This window comes from Paenibacillus terrigena DSM 21567 (genome assembly GCF_000374845.1).
GTDB lineage: Bacteria > Bacillota > Bacilli > Paenibacillales > Paenibacillaceae > Paenibacillus_K > Paenibacillus_K terrigena.
In genome coordinates this window covers 553,806-575,650 of record NZ_KB895412.1, presented here as the reverse complement: position 1 = coordinate 575,650, position 21,845 = coordinate 553,806, and the positions used below count along the sequence as shown (strand labels likewise).

The window sequence follows — 21,845 nt, the reverse complement described above, 5'->3', positions numbered from 1 at the left end:
TCCCTCACTTCAGCAATTTTCTCATCAAAAAACAGCCGCCCCATTTCTGGGAGCGGCTGCTCTGTTGTACGATAGTGATTATTCAGAGACAACGATGATCAATTCTGCATTTGTGATGCCTGGAAGAGATTTCGTCATGATCGGCGAATGGTAAGCTACGATTTTCGTTCCTGGCGTTAATTTCGCTTCGCCGCCATGGATATTCACGATTTTCGTTTCTTTCGTGATATTCAGAATCACATCATTCGACGATTCATTATCGGATTTCACATTCACATACAGCTGCTTATCGTTCGTACGATCTTTCATGATTGTACCTTCGATTTTCACAGTCTCATGACCTTTAACAACAATTTTGTTCGCATGCGACATCGCTGGGAAGCTCATCGTCATGATTGGGCCATACGTTGCTTCTACACTAACATTCGGTTTGATCGCATCCTTGCTAAGCACTTGGCCTTTTTCGTTCACGATCACAGTATCTTTATCGACAGTAAGAATAATTTGTTGTTGTCCACCTTGCTCAAGCGGATTGCCGACAACCGTCACGCGATCTCCGTTCACATCTGTCACGATGCCGTCTGTACCTGGCAATTGCTCTTGCTGTGCTTCAGTTACGATGATCAACTCCGCATTCGTGATGCCTGGTAGCGACATCGTCATGATTGGCGAGTGGTACGCAACGATCTTCGTTCCTGGTGTCAATTTTGCTTCGCCGCCATGGATGTTCACGATTTTTGTATCTTTTGTAACGTTCAGAATCACGTCATTCGACGTTTCATTATCGGATTTCACGTTCACATAGAGCTGCTTATCGTTTGTACGATCCTTCATGATTGTACCTTCGATTTTTACAGTCTCCTGACCTTTAACAACAATTTTGCTCGCATGCGACATCGCTGGGAAGCTCGCCGTCATGATTGGGCCATACGTTGCTTCGACACTTACATTCGGTTTGATAGCATCCTTGCTGAGCACTTGGCCTTTTTCATTCACGATCACTGTATCTTTATCGACAGTAAGAATAATTTGTTGTTGTCCACCTTGCTCAAGCGGATTGCCGACAACCGTCACGCGGTCCCCGTTCACATCTGTCACGATGCCGTCAGTACCTGGCAATTGTACTTGTTGTTCCTCAGTAATAACGATCATATTAGCATCTGTGATTCCAGGAATCGACATCGTCATGATTTGAGAATGGAAAGCAACAATTTTCATGCCTGGCTTCAATTCCACTTGGTTGCCATGAAGGTTCACGATTTTCGTATCTTTGTTGATATTTAGAACAATATCATTCACCTTGTTGTCATCCGAGTTTACGTTCAGATAAATTTGCGAACCTTTGGCAAAATCCGATTTCTCGATTGTTCCCTCGGCTTTAACCGATTCTTGTCCTTTAACAACGATTTTCGTTGCATTGCCCATTGGTGGCAAGCTGAATGTCATCGCTGGTCCGTAGAAGACATCTACGTTTTGGTTCGCTTTAAGTGTATCTTTCGTCAGCTTCTCGCCTTTTTCATTCACGATAACTGTGTTATCAGTCACATTAAGCTTGATTTCCTTCTGTCCACCTTGCGCTGCAGGCGTACCTACAACCGTGATTTGACTGTCATTCTTCTCCACGATCACGCCGCTTGTTCCAAGCTCTTGCACTTGTTGCTCCTTATTCACAATAATGTAGCTCGCTTTCGCTTGTGCAGGAACGCTCTTTGTTGTATGCGGGCCGTAGAACGCTTCAATGCTCATACCTTTTGTAATGTCTTTGCGCTCAATCTTCTTGCCGTTTTGATCCACGATTGGCGTGTGGCCTGTAAGCTGAAGCACAATCGTCTCTTCTTTGCCATTATAAATGTTCTTGCCTGTCACGACGACTTTGCTATTCTTCGCTTCCGTAACTTTACCAATAACACCGTTCATCGCTTGATCTTGTTCGATTACCGTTATCGCCGTGCCTCTTGGCGGCAAGCTCTTTGTCATCACTGGACCATAGAATACTTTTACCGCTTTTCCACCCTTGATGATGGAATCTATGCTAACCTTTTTCCCCTTGGAATTAATAATCTTTGTATCTTTTGTGATCGCGAGAATCATATCGCTTTGATCTTTCGCCGTAACGCCTCTCCCGACTACTGTTATGTACTTGCCGTTCTGATTATTTGTATAGTTCGTAATTTGGCCGACTGTACCAAGAACTTGTCTTTGCTCTTTATGTTCTTTATCTTCTTTATGTTCTTTATGTTCTTTATGTTCTTTATGTTCTTTATCTTCATTATGTTTGTTTTCTTTATTTTCTTTGTTCTCGTTATGTTCTTTGTCGTGTTTGTTCTGGTTGCTCTTCGCATTCGCATTCAAGATAGATACATCTTTCTTCAGATCCGCTTGATCAACTGGACCTGGAGGGCATACCGCAATGCTAGGTACTTGCTGCGATTGATGCGCGCTTGCCACAGGGACTGCTGCCATTGCTAGAATTGTTGCCGTAGCGAGTACTTTGTAAAATTTGTTCATGATGTAATTCCTCCATTGTCATCTAAATTTTATGGTTGCTGCTTGGTGTTTCATTCTTTTCATGGCCATGTTTCTATGATGTGCTCTTGCATACATACTCCTTAACGGGAGGGTTCCACAAAATGTTGCAAGAAAATACATAAAAAAATTTTCCCCCAGTTTAACTCAATCTTAATTTCATCTGAACAAGATGCGTTAGAATTCTCTATGTATACACATAAAAAAGGCGTCTACTCTAACCACGTAAAAGGGCTGTAGACGCTACTCGGTTCTCGCTTTATTTCAATAGACCAATCGATGATAACAAGATCAATATAATTAATAATGGAGCAATATACCGCAGTGTGAAAATCCAAGCTTTGAACCATCCCGAGCTAAGCCCTGCCTCTTCCACCGACCTCGTCCATACGTAACCGACAAAGATCGTAATCATGAGTCCGCCGAGCGGCAGCATAATATTCGAGGTGATGTAGTTCATCCAGTCAAAGACATTTTTGCCGCCTAACGTATAAGAACTAAGCACACCGCCTGCGGAGAGAACACAGGGTAACGCAAACACATAACAAACAATTAGTACAAGCGTGGCTGCTTTCTTCCGGCTCCACTGCCAACGATTCATACAATATGCAACGGGTACCTCAACCATCGAAATTGCTGAAGTCAACGCCGCAATGGCGAGCAGAATGAAGAAGAAGGCCCCGAACATGTGCCCGAAAGGCATCGATGAGAACGCAGCAGGAAGCGCGATAAACACAAGTCCTGGCCCTGAGCTTGGCGCAATGCCGAAGGAGAAGGTGGTCGGAAAAATAATGAGTCCGGCAATCAACGCATACACCACACTGCCCCCCGTAATCGCTACGGTTGCTTGACTGAGCGACTGATTCTTCTCCACATAAGCACCGTACGTCATCATCCCCCCGACCCCAAGTGAGAGCGAGAAGAACGCTTGACCCAGTGCTTGCAGTAAGGAATCCACCGTCAATTCCGAGAAATCGGGCTTCAAGAAGAAAGAAACCCCTTCCCCTGCACCAGGTAAAAATAACGCGCGCACCATAAGAACGACTAAGATGATCAATAGTGCTGGAAGTACGATTTTATTGAACTTCTCAATCCCGCCGGAGATCCCTTTGGCTACAATCCAGCCTGTAATGATGAAAATTATAATCTGCCAGAATATTGGCATCCATCCGCTCGTATATTGCGCAAATGTCTCCGTGTAATTCGGATTCGAATAGAGATCACCAACAAACGATTGCAGCGTATACTGCAGCGTCCAACCGGCAACGACACTATAGAACGTAAATAACAAGAATGCGCCGATAACAAGGAAAATTCCGCTCTTATGCCATATTCTGCGTGTGGTTAGATTACGGAATGAGGAAGCTGCATCCCCGCGCCCACCCCGCCCAATCGCAAGCTCTGCCAACAAGACAGGCATCCCGACGACGAGGAGACATAAGAAAAAGAGGAGAACAAAAGCTCCGCCTCCGTTCTGTCCCGTAATATAAGGGAACATCCACATGTTTCCAAGGCCGACGGAACTGCCGATCGCAGCTAGAATAAAGCCGGCACTACTGAATTGATCTGTGGCTTGTTTTGTCTCAAGCGCTGTTCTGTTGTTCGCCATAATAAATGCAATTTCTCCTGTCTGCACGAGTTGTCGTGAAGTATTATGCAATAAGCCCTGTGGAATACAGGAAGATAAGGACCACGAAGACGGGGACCACATAACGCAGTAAGGTGAGCCATACCTTGTTCATTCCCGGCTGCAGGTTCGCTTCTTGCGCCCCAGCTTTGGTGATATAACCAATGAATAATGTAACCCCTAACCCGGCAATCGGCAGGAATATATTCGATGCTATATAATCGAACAAATCGAACAGATTGAAGCCGAATAACTTCCATTCCGCGATAGGACCACCGACGGATAGGGAGATCGGAATCGCAAGAATCGCTGATAAGCAGGACAGCACGGTGACGGCACGACGACGTGTCCAACCTAAATGCTTGATGACGAACGCAATAATAACCTCCAGAACGGATACGCAGGATGTCAACGCTGCGAATGCGATAAGCAGGAAGAACAAACCGCCGAGCATATGTCCAAATGGCATATTCGCAAAAGCCGCTGGCAATGCAACGAAGATCAGCCCTGGGCCTGCCGTAGGCTCGAGTCCATACGAGAAGGTCATCGGGAAGATAATAAGTCCCGCGATAACCGCATAGATAATGTTCCCGACACTCACGGCGAGCGTTGCTTTGCCTAGCGATTGATCTTTCTCCACATAAGCGCCGTACGTGACCATCGCCCCCATCCCTAGTGATAACGAGAAGAACGCTTGTCCAAGTGCGACGAGCGTCGATTGAATCGATAGCTCCGAGAAATCAGGTTTTAGGAAAAACTCAACGCCTGCTTTTGCACCAGGAAGCGTTAAGGATACCCCCATTAATACAACAAGTAAGACGCCTAGGACGGGAATCAGAATTTTATTGAACAGTTCAATCCCCTTGGACACGCCTTTCATCAGCACGCGAGCCGCAATCACGACGGTCACGATCATATAGAAGAGAGGCCAGCCCCCTCCTGAGAACTCCTTAAAATACGCAGCAAAATCCGGTTGACGATATAACGCACCGGAGAATGATACTACCGCATAGTTGAACGTCCAACCCGTAACAACAATATAGAACGAATAGATCATAAATGCCGCGATGATGGATAACAGCCCAAAGCTAGCCCACAACTTGCGCTGCTTAACCGCCAATACTTGAAAACAAGTCATCGCATCGCCGCGACCTGCACGACCCAAAGATAGCTCTGCGAGTAGAATCGGAATACCTACCAAGACTAAACAAATGATAAAGACAAAGAGGAAGGCTCCCCCTCCGTTACTCCCGGTAAGATAGGGAAATTTCCACATGTTCCCGATACCTACGGCGCTGCCGATTGCAGCCATAATGAAACCAAAAGATGAGAATTGATCCGTGTTGTTGCGCTGCTGTGACTTCTTTGACATAAATAACCCCTTATTGTGTAATCTAAGATGTAGTGTGGGAAAACACTGCTTGATTCATTAATTCCTTCATATGATATGGTTCAAATAATTATCATACTTGTACCTTATCGATTTTGCAGTAAACTACCTCATATGCAATTACTTAGTTCGGATGAAACGAAGTTAGCTTATGAACTTCTTCTATGAGAATGTTTTCACAGTATGCCCTGATTCAATGATAATAGTCAATAGATAACTGGAAAACAATACATACCAAATCCACCCAACCACAGTAAAGGATATATGCTGTACCGCGGTAACAAGAAAACGGAAGATGCCGCCGCTGCTTGCTTAAGACGCCGCGCATGTTACAATAGCAACAGGAATTTATGATAAGGGAGCTCATCAATCTCATGACAAAACCATTTAACAAATTAGGCCTTCGAACGGAACTCGTCCTGAAGCTGCAGGAGCTCGGGATCTCATCCCCGACACCTATTCAAGAAGAGTCCATTCCATTTATACAAAATGAACATGATGTCATCGCCGAAGCGCAGACAGGTACGGGGAAGACGCTCGCATTCGTATTGCCAATGCTCGAGCGTATTAATGTAAATAATGACGGTGTACAAGGGCTTATCCTGACACCGACGCGTGAGCTTGCTATCCAGATCACATCGGAGCTGAAAAAGCTTGCTCCCGTCGTAGGTGCACGCGTCCTCGCAGCTTACGGTGGACAAGATGTTGAACGACAGCTGCGTAAGCTTGAAGGCGCTGTCCACATCGTTGTAGCAACGCCTGGGCGATTGCTCGACCATCTTCGCCGCGGTTCGATCACGCTCGGCAAGCTGAAAATGCTCGTCCTGGATGAAGCGGACCAAATGCTGCACATGGGCTTCTTGACGGATGTTCAGGATATTATTGTTCAGACGCCTACACGTCGTCAGACATTACTCTTCTCTGCGACGATGCCGCAGCAAGTGCGTCAATTAGCACAAGCTTATATGAAGCAGCCGCACCATGTGAAAGTGGAAGCGAAACAAGTTACATTAACGGAAATTACTCAAATTGCGATGCAGGTGTCGGATCGCTCGAAATTCAACGACCTCTGCACCTTGATCGAGCAGCAGCATCCGTATCTAGCTGTCGTGTTCTGCCGGACCAAGCGCCGGGCGAGCAAGCTGAATCAAGAGCTGCAAGAGCAAGGATACGCATCGGACGAACTTCACGGTGACCTGACGCAAGCGAAGCGTGAACAGGTCATGAAGAAATTCCGTGAAGCGAAGCTGCAAATCCTCGTCGCGACAGATATGGCTGCACGCGGCCTTGATATCGAAGGCGTCACGCATGTCTTCAACTATGATATCCCGGCTGACGCTGAGCTCTACATTCACCGCATTGGACGGACAGGCCGTGCCGGGAATACAGGTACCGCGATTACATTCGTGACATCGCATGATCGCGGAGCGCTAGAAGTCATCGAGCGCGGCATCCGCATGACGCTGCCGAAGCGCCAGCTCGGTGCCGCAGGGCTTGAGCGCACGGGCGACGCGAAGGCATCCCTAGCCAAAGCGGGACGCCAGAACCGCACGGACGCGCCGAAGGCGGGTCGTGGTGGTGGTGGTGAGCGTCGAGGCGCAGGGCGCAACAGCGAGCGCGGGGCTTCCCGCGGCAGCGCAGCAGGCCGTGGCGCACAGCGCGAGGAGCGCAGCGGCGGGCGCGCAGCGCAATCCGCGGGACGCGGCGAGCGCGACTTCGGGCGCGCGGCTCAACCCGCGGGACGCGGTGAGCGCGACTTCGGGCGCGCGGCTCAACCCGCGGGACGCGGTGAGCGCGACTTCGGGCGCGCGACTCAATCCGCGGGACGCGGTGAGCGCGACTTCGGACGCGCGGCTCAATCTGCCGGACGCGGCGAGCGCGACTTCGGGCGCGCGGCGCAATCCGCGGGGCGCGGCGAGCGCGACTTCGGGCGCGCGGCGCAATCCGCAGGGCGCGGCGAGCGCGACTTCGGGCGCGCGGCGCAATCCGCAGGGCGCGGCGAGCGCGACTTCGGGCGCGCGGCGCAATCCGCGGGGCGCGGTGAGCGCGACTTCGGGCGCGCGGCGCAATCCGCAGGGCGCGGTGAGCGCAGCAGTAGTCGCTCTACACAACCAGCGGGACGTGGCGGACGCCAAGATTCAGGCCGCGGTAGTCGTGGTGGCAACAGCGGGCGCGGCAGAAGATAGATTACACGTCTAACTTCGAGCACCCGCTATCATGGATATTTACATTAACTAAGGGGTTATTATCCTCCAATAGCGCGCTATCCTGTATTTTTGCACGAACTTTAGGCAGTATAAGTGGAACATGTGGCGATATAAAGCTTCTATCCTACACAAATACAATATAGAGGAACAATAGCCGCAATTCAGCGTCTTATCTTGGACAAAATCCAACATAAACCGCCGTTTTACTGCTACTAACTCTTCAATAACAACAAACACCCTCTGCGTCTTGATCCCTTATCTACAAGTGATCATGTCGCAAGAGGGTGTTTTTTTTCATATATCTTATTCCGGCATATTCCCTACACTCGGGTCTGGTACGTACGCCTTCTTATAATCCGAATAGTTCACCTCGGTTACCATTCCTGCGGAAGCATGGTGCAGATCATGGCAATGGAACATCCACTCTCCCGGATTATCCGCCTCAAATGCAATCACATATTGCTCTCCCGGCTTCAGGTTTAACGTATCTTTTACGAGATCGGATCCCTCAATAGGCTTGCCGTCTTTGCTGAGCACTTGGAAAAAGTGACCGTGCAGATGCATCGGATGGTCATCGGTCTTGGATTCATTCATCAACGTTACTTTTACCTTGTCCCCCGACTTTACCGGAATCGGATCCGTGTCTGGAAACACTTTATCATTGATCATATAGACCATCTTCCCACCCTTCATCGCCGTGTTCAGACGCAGGGTTAATTCCTGTGTAAAAGCTGTATTCAGCGATAGCTTCGCCGCGGCATCACGCTTCTCGCCATACTTCGTCAGATCAAATACGGGAAAGGATTGCGAAGCATCAGACGGTGAAGTCTTACCCTTATTTCCCTCATAGGCAATCGCGACACGCATATTGTCAGACCGCGCATCCACCCCATGCTCATCAATGAGCACATTACCGGACTGATCCGCTATAAACTCCACATCATATCGTTCGCCAGGTGCGATCGCCAGGAGCTGGTCGCGGATCAACGCGGGATTCATAATCGGCTGCCCATCTGTCGCAATGACTTTGAAATCATGGCCTTGCAGATGCATTTTATGTTCAATGTAGCCCGCGTTAACGAACCGGACACGGACGCGCTCCCCTTGCTTCACCTCAAGTGCAGGTATACTCGCCCCGGCTTTCCCGTTAACCGTATATATATTGTACATACTCATGTCATGGTCCATCCCGGCCATACCCGCCATCGATGAATCCTCAGAACCCTTCGAATCGCTTCCCATCTGCGAATGATCCATGCCTTCCATGCCGCCTTCACTCATGCCCGACATATCCATATTCCCATGGTCCATACCTGCCATGTCATTGCTGTCTGTCTCTGACTTTCCGTCATTGACCCATTCATCCAATACGAGTGTATAATCCCGGTCGTACTTCTCCTTCGGATCCTCTACGATCAGGGTGCCATACAGTCCTTTATCCACTTGATTCACACTGTCCTGATGGGAGTGGTACCAATAGGTTCCGGGAACCGTCGCTTTGAAAGAATACGTGAAGCTCTTGCCAGGGACTACGGCATCCTGCGTCACACCTGGAATACCGTCCATCTCATTCGGCACCGGATAGCCGTGCCAGTGTATCGATACAGGCACATCCAGTTCATTCTTCAACGTGACATGAATCGTATCGCCAACTTTAGCACGGATCTGCGGCCCCGGTACTTGATTGTTGTAGGTCCAGACCGGAAGCTTCACCCCATCCTTCACCTCCAGCGTGCTTGCCTGCGCCGTCAATGTAATGGTCTTATTGCTGGATACCTCTACAGGTGCTGTCACTTCGGTGCTCTGATCCTTACAGCCCGCAAGCAGAACCGCAAGCGTGCCGATCACGAGCAGCATACCAAGCTTATATGTTCCCTTCATCATTTCATCTCCTTCGTTCATTTCTGAGTCGGATTATATCGAACAATTATGTGTAAATGATGTAGATCACATACAAAATGTACATATTTCCTCGTTATAATGGAGAGGGAGCTCATGAATGGAGGTTGAAGCGAATGACCGCTAACCATATCCTCGTCGTCGACGACGAACCCCAAATGCGTAATTTAATACGGATTTATCTCAAGAGACAAGGTTATCTCATTTATGAAGCTCAGAATGGAATCGAGGCACTGCAATGGCTGAACCGGCAGCCGATCGATCTCGTCATTCTCGATATTATGATGCCGGAAATGGATGGCTATGCGGTATGTACCGAAATCCGCCGCATTCAAACCCTGCCGATCCTGATGCTTACCGCACGTAGTGAGACCAAGGATCGGATTACAGGGCTCAATCTCGGTGCAGATGACTATCTAATCAAACCATTTGATCCAGGCGAGCTCGTCGCCCGCGTAGGTGCATTGCTCCGCCGCGTACAGCAGTTGAATATACCAACGCCTTCACTGATCACACGGCCGCTGTCTTTTGAAGACATGACGATCTACCCTGACCGCCGTGAGATTCATATTCAGAACCAGCTCGTCGATTTCACGCCCAAAGAATACGATATTCTATATCTGCTTGCCTCGAATCCGCATCGGGTCTTTACGCGCGACCATATCGTCGAACAGCTCTGGAGCTTCGATTACAACGGGGATGTTCGATCGGTCGATAACCATGTGAAGAACATCCGTGAAAAAGCGCACCGTGCAAATTTATCATTCTCACCCATACAGACGGCATGGGGTGTAGGGTACAAATTCCAATCAGGAGGACACTAAGGTGAAGTGGAATCGTGTAGATATAAAACTCGGCGTTACAATGCTCTCCATCTTCCTGCTCGTGTTCGCCCTGCTTGGCTTTGTGACAGATCGCGTCATTACGAAATTCTATATCCAGAAATCCCATGAGGAGAATATGGAGCTTGCGGCCCATTTTCTGAAAATGGCAAATACGCAGCATGGCATCAATCCTGATGCCATCACAACGATGGCCGAATTCTCCAAGGTCGGCATTCACGTGCTCGATGCGACTGGCGCAATTGCTAGCCGATCTTCCAACATGGAGCAGCCGCTGGAACAATATCTAACGCCTTCCATGCTGCAGGTGCTACAGAAGGGCCAATCTATCGATACCGAGATTACGACTGCGGCAGGCCAAGGCTTTATCATCTCAGGACTGCCATTAATGGATCGCGACATCTTCCAAGGAAGTGTCATTATGACTGCCTCCCTCGCACCGATTGTTGCGTTCCTCCATAACATCCGACAACTGCTACTGATTCTATGTATCGTTGGCATGGTGATCGGTCTAGCCTTCTCGTTTGTTCTATCACGCAAATTAACGAAGCCCATACAACAGATGGTGACCGCGACGCGCAATATTGCGATCGGTCACTTGGACACGCGCGTAACGGTCAGCTCCAAAGACGAAATCGGTGCGCTTGCCGCATCGATCAATGATATGGCACGGGATTTGGAGCGGTATCAGAATACGCGGAGTGAGTTTTTTGCGAATATATCACATGATTTGAAGACCCCAATTACTTATTTAGAGGGTTATGCACGGGTCGTTGCGGAGAGGCTCTATGAGAGCGAGGAGGAAGAACAGCAATACCTCATGATTATCCATCATGAAGCGAAGCGATTAAATCGATTAATTAATGATCTGTTCGAATTATCGAAGCTGGAGGACGGCCAGATCCGTCTGGAACCCGAAACTTTGAACTTCGTCCCATTAATGGAACGCGTTCTCTCGAATGTATCTCTGAATGCTTCCCAGAAAGGCATTGAACTTTGCTTGCAGACACCAGCATCCGTCATCCAAATCTGGGGCGATGAAGGACGTCTAGAGCAGATCCTGATGAATCTACTCGACAATGCCATTCGTTATACCGATCAAGGTTCTATTACAGCGTCAATCGAGCCAGGTACGGAGCAATGCCGGATATCCATTCAAGACACGGGCATCGGCATTCCAGAAGTCGAGCTTCCCTACCTCTTCGACCGGCTATACCGTGTGGAGAAATCCAGATCCCGCCAGCACGGCGGCAGCGGACTTGGTCTGTCGATTGTGTCCAAGCTCATCGAATTGCATCATGGCCAGATTGAAGTGAAGAGCCGGTATGGACAAGGGGCTTGCTTCATTCTCACCTTACCCTATCGGCCCCATTGAAACGAACAGCGGCTCCCTTTTTACTGCTTCTCGCCAAATATCTGTTCAGCCAGCTTCTTGCCTGTCGGTGTCGCAGCTAATCCGCCGCGAGCCGTCTCGCGAAGCGCGCTTGGCATACCTTGTCCGATGCGGTACATCGCTTCAATGACTTCATCAGCCGGGATACGGCTCTTGATGCCTGCAAGCGACATATCTGCCGCAACCATCGCGACGGCTGCCCCCATTGCGTTCCGCTTCACGCAGGGCACTTCGACGAGTCCTGCTACAGGATCGCACACGAGTCCGAGCAAATTCTTCAATGCAATGGCCATTCCATGTGCAGACTGCTCCGGCGTTCCGCCTGACAGTTCCACAAGCGCTGCTGCGGCCATCCCTGTCGCAGAGCCTACTTCCGCCTGACAACCGCCTGCCGCACCCGATACGGACGCGTTATTCGCGATTACGAAGCCGAATGCCCCTGCCGTGAACAAGAAATGAACCATTTGCTCACGCGTCGGCTTTAGTGTCTCCCGAACAGCGAACAATGTTCCCGGCACGACACCTGCCGAACCTGCCGTTGGCGTCGCACAGATCATCCCCATCGCCGCATTCACTTCATTCGTCGCGACCGCCTTCGATACCGCATCGAGGATGAATGGCCCGGATAAGGTCTTCCCCTTTGCAATGTATTGCTGCATAAGGACAGCGTCCCCACCCGTCAATCCAGACAAGGATTGTACGCCTGCCAGCCCTTTATCGACGGCTTGTTCCATGACATCCAAATTACGCTCCATGCGAGCGACGACGGCTTCGCGGCTGAGCTCCGCGAACTCCATCTCCTGTTGAATCATGACCTCTGCAATCGAAATGCCTTGACTTTGTGCCTTTTCTACGAGCTCTGCTACATTTCGGAACATGTCCCTTCGACTCCCCTCATTCAAATGTTACTTTCCTTATTGCCTCTATTTCTCAATCCCGTTATGGGCTCATCCGCGTCACTTGGGTCACATGATCTAGCTTCCGAATCTCATCCAGAATGGCATCCTCCAAATTCTGATCCACTTCGATGACCATGAGCGCCATTTGGCCTTTTTCCTTCCGCGATACTTCCATATGCCCAATATTCACACGATGCTGTGTCAGAATATTCGTCACACCTGAGATCACGCCATATCGATCATCATGCAGCACAAGAATCGCCGGATACATCCCGTTCAGCCGCAGCTTGAAGCCGTTCAATTCCGTAATCTCTACTTTGCCGCCACCGATCGATATGCCAATGACCTCAAGGGATCCCCGCTCATCTTCCAAGCGAATTTTCGTCGTGTTCGGATGCTCCGGGACCGCCTCTTCTTTATGAAATTCAACAACAAGTCCCGCTTCCTTCGCCAGCTGTAACGAGTTCGGAATACGCTCATCGTTCGTATCGAAATCAAGCAGCCCACCTACAATGGCCACATCCGTCGCATGCCCGCGATAGGTCTCTGCAAAAGAGCCGTACAAATGAATATCCGCCCGCTTCGGCTCTCTTCCGAACACACTGCGAGCCAGACGACCGATGATCGCCGCACCCGCGGTATGGGAACTCGAAGGACCGACCATAATCGGCCCGATAATATCGAATACGCTGTTATATTTCATGATCCCGCTCACCCCTTCTTCCTATTAAAGTAACTCAATCTGCCCGCCATACCCCTGTTAACTTATAGCAACGGAGAGAACAGCCTTGCGGCCGACTCCAGGAAACGGACAACCACCTTCTTATTCGCGAATTTCTTCGAGTCAATACGGCTTGCAAACGTCATATCACGTTCAAAATCCTGCACCATCCGCTGCACACTTGCTGTACGCACTAAGAGCGCATTCACTTCGTAGTTCAAATGAAAGCTGCGCATATCCATATTCGCCGTACCAATGGATGCCGTCTCACCATCAATAATCATTAATTTGGAATGCAAGAAACCGCGTTCATATTCATAAATTTCGACACCCGCATCAATTAATCCACTGAAATACGAATGTGAAGCAAGGAACGGAAGCCATTTATCTGGTTTGGCTGGGAAAAGAATACGCACTTCGATCCCTGACAACGCGGCGATCCGCAATGCACTTAATATATCTTCATCAGGGATAAAATATGGTGTCGCCATCCAGATGGACTCCTTCGCCGATGTGATCATGGAGAAGAACAAGCTCTTCATCGTCGTCCATTCACTATCCGGGCCGCTCGGAATAATCTGCACCGCACCAGGCGTGCTCTCCACCTCCGCAGGGGAGAAGTACTCTGGCAGCATGAACGACTTGCCGGTCATGTACTGCCAGTCCTGCATGAAAATAATCTGCAGCGATCGGACCGCTTGCCCCTTAATTATCATATGCGTATCCCGCCAGAATCCGTACGTCTTGCTGCGGCTTAAATATTCGTCTCCCACATTTAATCCGCCCATAAATCCGACATTCCCGTCAATGACCACGATTTTACGATGATTGCGGTAGTTCAGCTTATTCGAGAAGGTCGGGAACTTCACCGGCATAAAGGACATCACTTCGATTCCCGCATTCCGCATTTCTTGGAGAAAAGATGACGGCAGTTGATAGCTCCCCACCGCATCGTACAGGAAACGAACCTCTACCCCTGCTCTCGCCTTCTGAACGAGAATATCTTTAATCTGCGTTCCAATGTGGTCATTTCGAAAAATGTAATATTCCATATGGATGTGATGCTGCGCGAGCTCCAGCTCCCGAATAAGCGCATCGAATGTTTTCTTCCCATTCGTGAGTACCTCGGTGCTGCTGCCTGAGAACGAAATCGTGCTCTTAGCGAGCTTTAGAGATAACCGAAACATCTTCTGCTGATTCTCGCAGTAATCTTTGATTTCTTCTTCATTGCGAAGAATTTGTTGTTTGTAATGCTGATAGGCTTCTTGATTTTGCATCCCCTTCTCAACATATTTGCGCCGTTTGCTTCGATACGTCTGGCCAAAGATCAAATAAAAAACAAATCCAACAACCGGCAATAATGCTAGTAGCAAAATCCATGCCATCGTGCTTGAAGGATGCCGATTCTCCATAAAAATAATTAGCCCGATAAATATTACCGTAAGCGAGGTGGAAATACTGACTGCAGCAGGTACGGTATAGCCGAATAAACCGATGCTCGAGTACACGAACATCACGCATACGAGGATGAAGATAAGCAGTTTCAATATGCGATTCATTTCAATTCCTCTTTCCATGGGGTTGTGCCATTGCATTAATACTATACCCCATGCTGTAGGCGGATGGAAGGGAATTACTTCTTACGCATGCGCATCAATCCATGGATCGTATGGCGTAAGAGCGCCATCGGATGATGCAGCACCATGCGAGGTCCCGCATACCGCATGACCGCTCGAATCTCCTCGCGCTTTGCCGGCTTATAGCAGTGCACAGAACATGCGCCGCAGGTGCTCTTCTGTTCTCCGAAGCGACAATGATTGAGCCGCACATGTGCGTACTGAAGCAATTGCTGGCATGAATCACATAGCTCTTCCTTACGGTGGTGTTTACCTCGACAAGCGATTCGAATCATTTGATCAACCGTTATTTTCTCTTGCTGAATACGTGGGCCAGTGTTCACTATACCCATTCACGCTCCTTTCTTCATCTACCATTCTCAATCTACCTTGAGTCCCCCAAGTTCGGCAGTGACTTCTATCAACTATGCATTGACATTCGAACATTTCATGTGCTATATTGCATTGTGCCTAACGAACGGTAGGTAGACAGCACAAGGAGGTACGTCGTACATGTCCACCGCAGCGCGTATTCAACAAGTTGCCTTAGAACATTTCGCCGTCCATGGCTATAGTGGAGCTTCTCTCTCACAGATCGCTGAAGACGTCGGGATTAAGAAGCCTTCCATTTACGCGCATTTCAAGGGAAAAGAGGACTTATTCCTGCATGTCTTGGATGAGGTGCTTCACGAGGAATATCAAGCGCTGATCCAATATATGCACGATCATTCGCACATTACGTTAGAAGAACGCCTGCATGGCGTCTTAGACTACCAGCTTCATCGGTATGAACAGAGTGAAGCCGCTAAATTCTTGCTGCGGGTATCCTTCATTCCACCGAAGAGTTTGTGCGATCAAGTCTCAGAGAAGGTTTATGCGCATATCGACCAATGGGAGCAGGCGCTGGTGAGGACGCTTCAAGCCTCATGTGACCAAGGAGAACTTCGCGGGATTGGGGCGGCACATGCGGCATCCGCTTTCCTGTGTCTATCAGATGGGCTGCAAATCGAGCTGTTATATAGCGGCAAAGAACGTTATCAACGACGCCTTAATGCGTCATGGATGGTTTTCTGGAGAGGTATATCTTCAGCTTAGAACAACAGATAGGGGAATGAATCATGAATAAACATTGGCTCATGGTGCTGATCGCTTCCATGCTCGAAGTGGTCTGGGTATCCGGATTGAAGCATGCTTCGACCTGGTATGAATGGCTTGGCACCGTCATTATCATTGCAATTTGTTTTACGGTATTTATGCGGGCATCCAAAGCATTGCCGCTTGGAACGGTCTACGCAGTATTTACGGGGCTGGGTACAGCTGGAGCTGTCATTGCGGAAATGTTGTTTTTCGGCGAACCTTTCAACTTAATTAAAATCTTGCTCATTGCCTTGCTAGTAGCTGGCGTGGTCGGCTTAAAATCCATTACGAAACCGAAGGAGGCTGAAGCATAATGGCATGGTTATCTCTTATTATTGCAGGCTTCTGTGAGGTGGCGGGCGTGATGGCGATCAACAAGATCAATCGCGACGGTAAATTCATCTCTTACGTACTCCTTGCCATCACCTTCGCATGCAGCTTCGGCTTCTTGTCCTATTCCATGCGCTCCATCTCCATGGGTACGGCCTATGCCGTCTGGACGGGAATCGGTACGGCAGGCGGGGCACTGCTCGGAATGTTCTTCTATGGCGAATCCAAGGAGTGGCGCCGGATTCTGTTCATTTCTATGGTCCTCTGTTCTGCGGTTGGCCTTAAATTGTTGACCTAATCGTTTACAACCCGCCGCACATCATCTATGCTAAAAATCGAAGTATTCATTAAATGAGGTGTGCGAGCCATATGGGTAAATGGGGAACGACAATCATCTTTATCGTTATTGCAGCAGTCCTAACATATATCATTCCGTTTAATTCTTATTTTAGAAATGTAGACACGATGATCCACGAATTTGGGCACGCGCTCGTCACTTTGTTGTTGTCGGGTAAAGTGCTCTATATTCATTTATTTAACGACCATAGCGGGGTAACCTATATCGAGTTCTCGGATTCATGGCGTGACATTCCGATCTCCATGGCTGGCTATACGATGTCCTCCCTGTTCACGGTGGTACTGTTCACCCTCTATGCTCGCGACAAAGCTCGTGTAGGGCTGATTTTACTGAGCGTTATTACACTCATTAATTTAATTTTCTTTATTCGTAATGGGTTTGGGGTCCTCTGGGGCATCGGTTTTCTCGCCATCAATCTCATCATGTTGTGGATTCCATGGCTCTTGGTTCGCGATCTGTATTTCGTACTCATTGCATTCATCTGCCTGGTCGAATCTGTCATTGCCCCGCTCTACCTCGTGTTCACCGCACTCCATTCACCGGGATATGCAGGGGATGCGACGAATTTGAGTGAAGCAACCTTTATCCCCGCTGTCATCTGGGCCTTGGTATTCGCTATCATAGCGCTCATCTGTGCACGTGTTTCTTTGGGACAATTCATGAAAGAATTCCGCAAATCAGCCTAATATGCCCTTCTAGTTTCACGATGAAGCAATGATTTGCTTTATTTTCAAATGAACGCCTTTACTAAGATCAATGAATTCACGATCGGTCTGGACTAGCGGATAGAACGGATCGATTGGATTCATCATCACGATCGTTGCGATTCTTCCATCACTTAAGACGACCTTATTCCCGATCAGCGACAGCATCAATTTATGGACGAATACTCCTAAGATCTGCGGATCAAGAGTTCCAAAGGCATTTTGTTTCAATTGATGGAGACTATCGTGGAAAGAGTGTGCACTTTGATAGATTCTGTGCGATAACAAGGCATGGAATATGTCTGCAATCGCGACGACACGGCTGTAAATGTCAATTTTGGCTGCGCCAACCCCAAAGGGATATCCACTGCCATCCTGCCGTTCATGATGTTGAAGTGCGACAAGCATTTGCCGGTGATTCAACCCGACGGTCTCGATCAGCATTTTATAGCCGAATATCGTATGTTTGCGCATAAGCTTCTGCTCCTCAACCGTCAGTTTCCCCGGTCTATTCAAGATCTCCTCCGGAATCCTAAGCTTCCCGATATCATGCAAAAGGGCCGCCATCGAGAGCGACGATAGCTCCCCTTCATTCATCCCCATCCACTTCCCTATTAACGTAGCAATCACTCCCACGCCGATCAGATGTCGATAGAGATAATCATCTTTGGACTGCAGTGCTGCCAGTAGACTCGCAACGTTCGTCACATCCGCTGCCTGCAGCATAACCGGCAAGAAGTGGTTGCGCATCTCATACAGCGGTATTTTCTTCGTCGGTATAATAAACCGAGTCATATCCTTCATTAGACTTACGCTGGCATCCATTTGCTTCACGAATTCATGATCAGGATCACCTGCAAATGCAGATACAGGTTCAATCATTGTATCAATATGACGGACCATACGAATCTCTCCCTCTCTGTTGTTTATCTCTACTCTACCAATTCCATCTCTCAAATTTCTCACAAACGGTACACTCCTTCGTCATTCTAATATCTTGTGAGAATTTCGTGAGTATGGAATGATAGAATACATTGGATAGTCATAATATGGATGGGGAAGATACATTGCGAAAAAGTCACTTTAGTCCACTCGTTGGCATTTTATTTATATTTGTTCTATCTATCGCATTTTTTGTTGGTGTGTATTCGCTTAGCCTAACCAATTCCAGCGCGCCTAAGGCTGTCCACGGCGTGTTAGACCTATCGAAATGGGATTTCCAAAAGGAGGGTGTGGTCAGTCTAAACGGAGAATGGACGTTCTACAAGCATCAATTGCTGGAGCCTGAGGATTTCAGTCATGGCGGTAGTCTTACGGAAGCATCCATCGATTTAACCGTGCCCCAGAGTTGGTCTGGTGAACCAGCCCCTGACCAGATGAGCAAGAAAGGTTACGGGACCTATCACCTGGCAGTGATCGTTCCTAACCGTGAGCAAATTTACGGGATCAAAGTGAATAACATTCGCATGTCGCATCGCCTCTATCTGAACGGTCAGTTGCTAGGAGAGAGCGGCACGCCTGCGAGTCGAGCAGAACTGCATGCGCCAGGGAATACGCCCTATACCGCTTATTTTCATGTAACAGGTTCGAAAATTGATATTGTCGTTCAGACGGCGAACTTCATGTTCGTCAATGGCGGGATTGTGAATGCGATTCAGTTCGGACACTACGAGGATATCAATACCCTGAGCGGTATTCAGCTTGGCTCAAGTCTGGGCACAATTCTCGTCTTAGGGATGTTCGGCATCTATCATATAAGCTTCTATCTCTTACGCAGAAAGGAGAAGCCTTATCTCTACAGCGGTCTCTATTTGCTTAACCTGCTCGTTACTCATCTGCTTCTGGGGGAAAAAATCGCGCTGCGATTTCTGCCAAATTTGCCGTTTGTTTTTACCTATAAGTTGCTTGAACTTAGTGAATTTCTAGGTCCGATCTTGATCATCATCTTCTTCTTTTCCATTGATTCGAGGCTGATGTCCAGGCGTAGACTTCTGCTCGTTATCTCACCGCTTATGGCTTATCTGCTTGCAGTCCTGCTCCTGCCCTATCCGGTCTTTATTGATATGAAGGTGTATGGATTTCAATACATAGCTGTCGTGACGTTGTTCTTATTCTGCCGCATGGTCTACCTATTCCTTCGCAAGGATCGGGATCATGCTGACCGTAAAGAACTGATTCTATTTATCGGATCCGTTCTGTCATTAGGCATCTATTTGGTATTTAGCGTGCTCTACGCCGAATATCAAGTTCATAGTGAAGTATTTGGTATCCTTGGCATACTTGGATTCATTATCTTTATGAATATCCTGCTCGCCTTGCGGTTTACGAACGCCTATGAGAAGACGGAGGTGCTCACGCACCAGCTGACGCTCTCTAATCGCCTTAAGGATGAATTTCTGACGCATACGTCGCACGAGATTAAGACACCATTGCATGGCATTATGAATATCACCTCTCATCTGTTGGATGATGATAAGAAGATGCTGACCAGCAAGCAGAAACAGAATTTGTGGCTAATTAAAGATACATCCCTTAAGCTGTCGATGCTGATTCAGGATCTGATTGATGTCACGCGACTGAATCATGGCGAGCTGCGGCTCTATCCCACAGCTGTAGATCTGAAAGTGGTCGCACAAATTGTGCTCGAAGTTCTGCAATTCGAATTGCATGGGAAGCAAGTTCAATTCGTTAATGACGTTGATGCCGATGTCTGGGTGCTTGCTGATGAGAATCGCTTGCGTCAAATTCTGTATAATCTCGTCCAAAATGCAATCAAGTACACGGATTCAGGGGTCATCAAAATTCAGGCGCTGCAGACAGACTCGGATGTTCTGATCAGTGTGGAGGATACCGGGACAGGGATCCCTGTTGAACGACACGAGACCATTTTCAACAACTATGGGCAGCTTGATTCCTTCTTAATGCAAGAGGAATATACGCATGAGGGGCTCGGGCTATATATTAGTCGCAAGCTGGTCGAACTGATGGAGGGCGAGATTTATGTGGAATGGTCCCTACTCGATATTGGCACACGATTCACCTTTACCCTGCCTGCCGTGGAACAATTCCAGATGCAGACCGAGATAAAATGGAATCAATATGCCGCTACCCGTGAAGAGATAGACAACGAGCCGCTGGACATTACGGATCAGCATGATCATACCGTCTTAATCGTGGATGACGAAGTCGAGAATATCCATACCTTGCGCAATATACTAAATCGTAATCACTATAATGTGATTACCGCATTCTCAGCAGAAGAGGCCCTACTCAAATTAAGCAGCCATGCTCAAATTGATCTCGCCATTGTCGATATGATGATGCCGAAGGTGTCCGGGATCGAGCTCAGTCAGTCGATCCGGGCGCAATATTCGATACTTGATCTACCCATCCTGTTCGCAACCGCCCAAGAATCATCGAAAGAAATCGCACTCGGTCTGCGTGCAGGGGCCAATGATTTTATTACGAAGCCGTTCGAGACGGAGACCCTGATGGCACGTGTTCAGAACTTAATTTCGATGAAAAAAGCCATCCGTGAAGCGATTCAGAATGAACTGGCTTTCCACCAGGCACAAATTAAACCGCATTTTCTGTACAATGCGCTCAGCAGCGTCATCTCCTTCTGCTATACCGACGGGGAGAAAGCCGCTGATTTGTTATCCATGCTGAGCCAATATTTGCGATATATCTTGGACATGGACCGTACAAGATTGTTCGTCCCCCTTCATCGCGAGCTCGAATTAATTCATGCGTATGTGGAAATTGAGAAAGCACGTTTCGGGGAACGATTCGATTATTTTGTTCATGTAGACGATGACTTGCTTGATATAGAAATTCCATCGTTATGCATCCAGCCCATCGTAGAGAATGCGATTCGGCATGGATTATTCGAGAAAGAGGGGTACGGTCATGTTAGCTTGAACATTTCAGAAGGCGACCAATATATCAAGATCATGATCGAAGATAATGGTACTGGAATATCCGACGATCAACTCTACCATCTACAGACAGGCAAAGGACGCACTGGTGGGATCGGCCTTCACAATATTAAGAAACGGATTGCCTCAATTCCAGGCTCCTCGGTATCGATTCATTCCGAGTTAGGCAGCGGAACGCAAGTCACCATCTATTTACCACTGACGCAGCAGGAATATCACGACGAGAGCCCGAAGGTGATGCACGATGGAGGGAAGTAA

General features: G+C 48.3%; 17 protein-coding genes. 8 read left to right on the top strand and 9 right to left on the bottom strand.

Annotated elements, in window-relative coordinates; genetic code table 11:
* Nucleotides 1-78: 78 nt before the first annotated feature.
* The 3 genes from C558_RS32325 to C558_RS0102615 form a co-directional block, all read right to left on the bottom strand.
* Nucleotides 79-2,508 carry a hypothetical protein gene (locus C558_RS32325; RefSeq protein ID WP_018754666.1) on the bottom strand — a complete coding sequence of 810 codons (2,430 nt, stop codon included), beginning with the start codon at nucleotides 2,506-2,508 and terminating at the stop codon, nucleotides 79-81.
* A 277-nt stretch (nucleotides 2,509-2,785) separates the two neighbouring features.
* Complete coding sequence (locus C558_RS0102620) at nucleotides 2,786-4,135, bottom strand: sodium-dependent transporter (protein ID WP_018754665.1); 1,350 nt, start codon at nucleotides 4,133-4,135, stop codon at nucleotides 2,786-2,788.
* 43 nt (nucleotides 4,136-4,178) lie between these two features.
* Nucleotides 4,179-5,525, bottom strand: a complete 1,347-nt coding sequence (locus C558_RS0102615) for a sodium-dependent transporter (RefSeq protein ID WP_018754664.1) — start codon at nucleotides 5,523-5,525, stop codon at nucleotides 4,179-4,181.
* A 392-nt stretch (nucleotides 5,526-5,917) separates the two neighbouring features.
* Here C558_RS0102615 and C558_RS0102610 point away from each other — a divergent pair, with 392 nt between their 5' ends.
* Complete coding sequence (locus C558_RS0102610; protein WP_018754663.1) at nucleotides 5,918-7,729, top strand: DEAD/DEAH box helicase; 1,812 nt, start codon at nucleotides 5,918-5,920, stop codon at nucleotides 7,727-7,729.
* 324 nt (nucleotides 7,730-8,053) lie between these two features.
* Here the strand turns inward: C558_RS0102610 and C558_RS0102605 are convergent, their stop codons facing one another.
* On the bottom strand, nucleotides 8,054-9,631 hold the full coding sequence (locus tag C558_RS0102605) for a multicopper oxidase family protein (RefSeq protein ID WP_018754662.1): 1,578 nt from the start codon (nucleotides 9,629-9,631) through the stop codon (nucleotides 8,054-8,056).
* A gap of 134 nt (nucleotides 9,632-9,765) precedes the next feature.
* On the opposite strand from C558_RS0102605, the gene C558_RS0102600 reads away from it, so the two are divergent.
* Nucleotides 9,766-10,473 (top strand): response regulator transcription factor, encoded by a 708-nt coding sequence (locus tag C558_RS0102600; protein WP_018754661.1) that lies wholly within the window; start codon nucleotides 9,766-9,768, stop codon nucleotides 10,471-10,473.
* Nucleotide 10,474: 1 nt separating this feature from the next.
* Nucleotides 10,475-11,866 (top strand): sensor histidine kinase, encoded by a 1,392-nt coding sequence (locus tag C558_RS0102595; protein ID WP_018754660.1) that lies wholly within the window; start codon nucleotides 10,475-10,477, stop codon nucleotides 11,864-11,866.
* Nucleotides 11,867-11,886: 20 nt separating this feature from the next.
* On the opposite strand, the gene sdaAA is transcribed toward C558_RS0102595, so the two are convergent.
* From sdaAA to C558_RS0102575, 4 genes are all read right to left on the bottom strand, one after another.
* Nucleotides 11,887-12,762, bottom strand: coding sequence for an L-serine ammonia-lyase, iron-sulfur-dependent, subunit alpha (sdaAA, locus tag C558_RS0102590; RefSeq protein WP_018754659.1), 876 nt, complete (start codon nucleotides 12,760-12,762; stop codon nucleotides 11,887-11,889).
* Nucleotides 12,763-12,823: 61 nt separating this feature from the next.
* Nucleotides 12,824-13,486: an L-serine ammonia-lyase, iron-sulfur-dependent subunit beta gene (gene sdaAB / locus C558_RS0102585; RefSeq protein WP_018754658.1), complete on the bottom strand. Its 663-nt coding sequence runs from the start codon at nucleotides 13,484-13,486 to the stop codon at nucleotides 12,824-12,826.
* A 62-nt stretch (nucleotides 13,487-13,548) separates the two neighbouring features.
* On the bottom strand, nucleotides 13,549-15,063 hold the full coding sequence (gene cls, locus C558_RS0102580) for a cardiolipin synthase (protein WP_018754657.1): 1,515 nt from the start codon (nucleotides 15,061-15,063) through the stop codon (nucleotides 13,549-13,551).
* 74 nt (nucleotides 15,064-15,137) lie between these two features.
* Complete coding sequence (locus C558_RS0102575) at nucleotides 15,138-15,473, bottom strand: nitrous oxide-stimulated promoter family protein (RefSeq protein ID WP_018754656.1); 336 nt, start codon at nucleotides 15,471-15,473, stop codon at nucleotides 15,138-15,140.
* Between the two features lie 160 nt (nucleotides 15,474-15,633).
* On the opposite strand from C558_RS0102575, the gene C558_RS0102570 reads away from it, so the two are divergent.
* The 4 genes from C558_RS0102570 to C558_RS0102555 all read left to right on the top strand — a co-directional run bounded on the left by C558_RS0102570 (nucleotide 15,634) and on the right by C558_RS0102555 (nucleotide 17,631).
* Complete coding sequence (locus C558_RS0102570) at nucleotides 15,634-16,215, top strand: TetR/AcrR family transcriptional regulator (protein WP_018754655.1); 582 nt, start codon at nucleotides 15,634-15,636, stop codon at nucleotides 16,213-16,215.
* A gap of 23 nt (nucleotides 16,216-16,238) precedes the next feature.
* Nucleotides 16,239-16,571 carry a DMT family transporter gene (locus tag C558_RS0102565; RefSeq protein WP_018754654.1) on the top strand — a complete coding sequence of 111 codons (333 nt, stop codon included), beginning with the start codon at nucleotides 16,239-16,241 and terminating at the stop codon, nucleotides 16,569-16,571.
* The gene (locus C558_RS0102560) at nucleotides 16,571-16,885 is read left to right on the top strand and encodes a DMT family transporter (protein WP_018754653.1); all 315 of its coding nucleotides are present in this window, start codon (nucleotides 16,571-16,573) and stop codon (nucleotides 16,883-16,885) included. Before C558_RS0102565 ends, C558_RS0102560 begins: the two co-directional genes overlap by 1 nt.
* 71 nt (nucleotides 16,886-16,956) lie before the next feature.
* Entirely contained in the window at nucleotides 16,957-17,631 is a 675-nt protein-coding gene (locus C558_RS0102555; RefSeq protein ID WP_018754652.1) for a M50 family metallopeptidase, read from the top strand.
* 15 nt (nucleotides 17,632-17,646) lie between these two features.
* On the opposite strand, the gene C558_RS0102550 is transcribed toward C558_RS0102555, so the two are convergent.
* A complete protein-coding gene (locus C558_RS0102550) occupies nucleotides 17,647-18,552 on the bottom strand; it encodes an HD-GYP domain-containing protein (protein ID WP_018754651.1) in 906 nt (301 codons plus the stop codon).
* 164 nt (nucleotides 18,553-18,716) lie between these two features.
* On the opposite strand from C558_RS0102550, the gene C558_RS0102545 reads away from it, so the two are divergent.
* Nucleotides 18,717-21,845 (top strand): sensor histidine kinase, encoded by a 3,129-nt coding sequence (locus C558_RS0102545; protein ID WP_245583716.1) that lies wholly within the window; start codon nucleotides 18,717-18,719, stop codon nucleotides 21,843-21,845.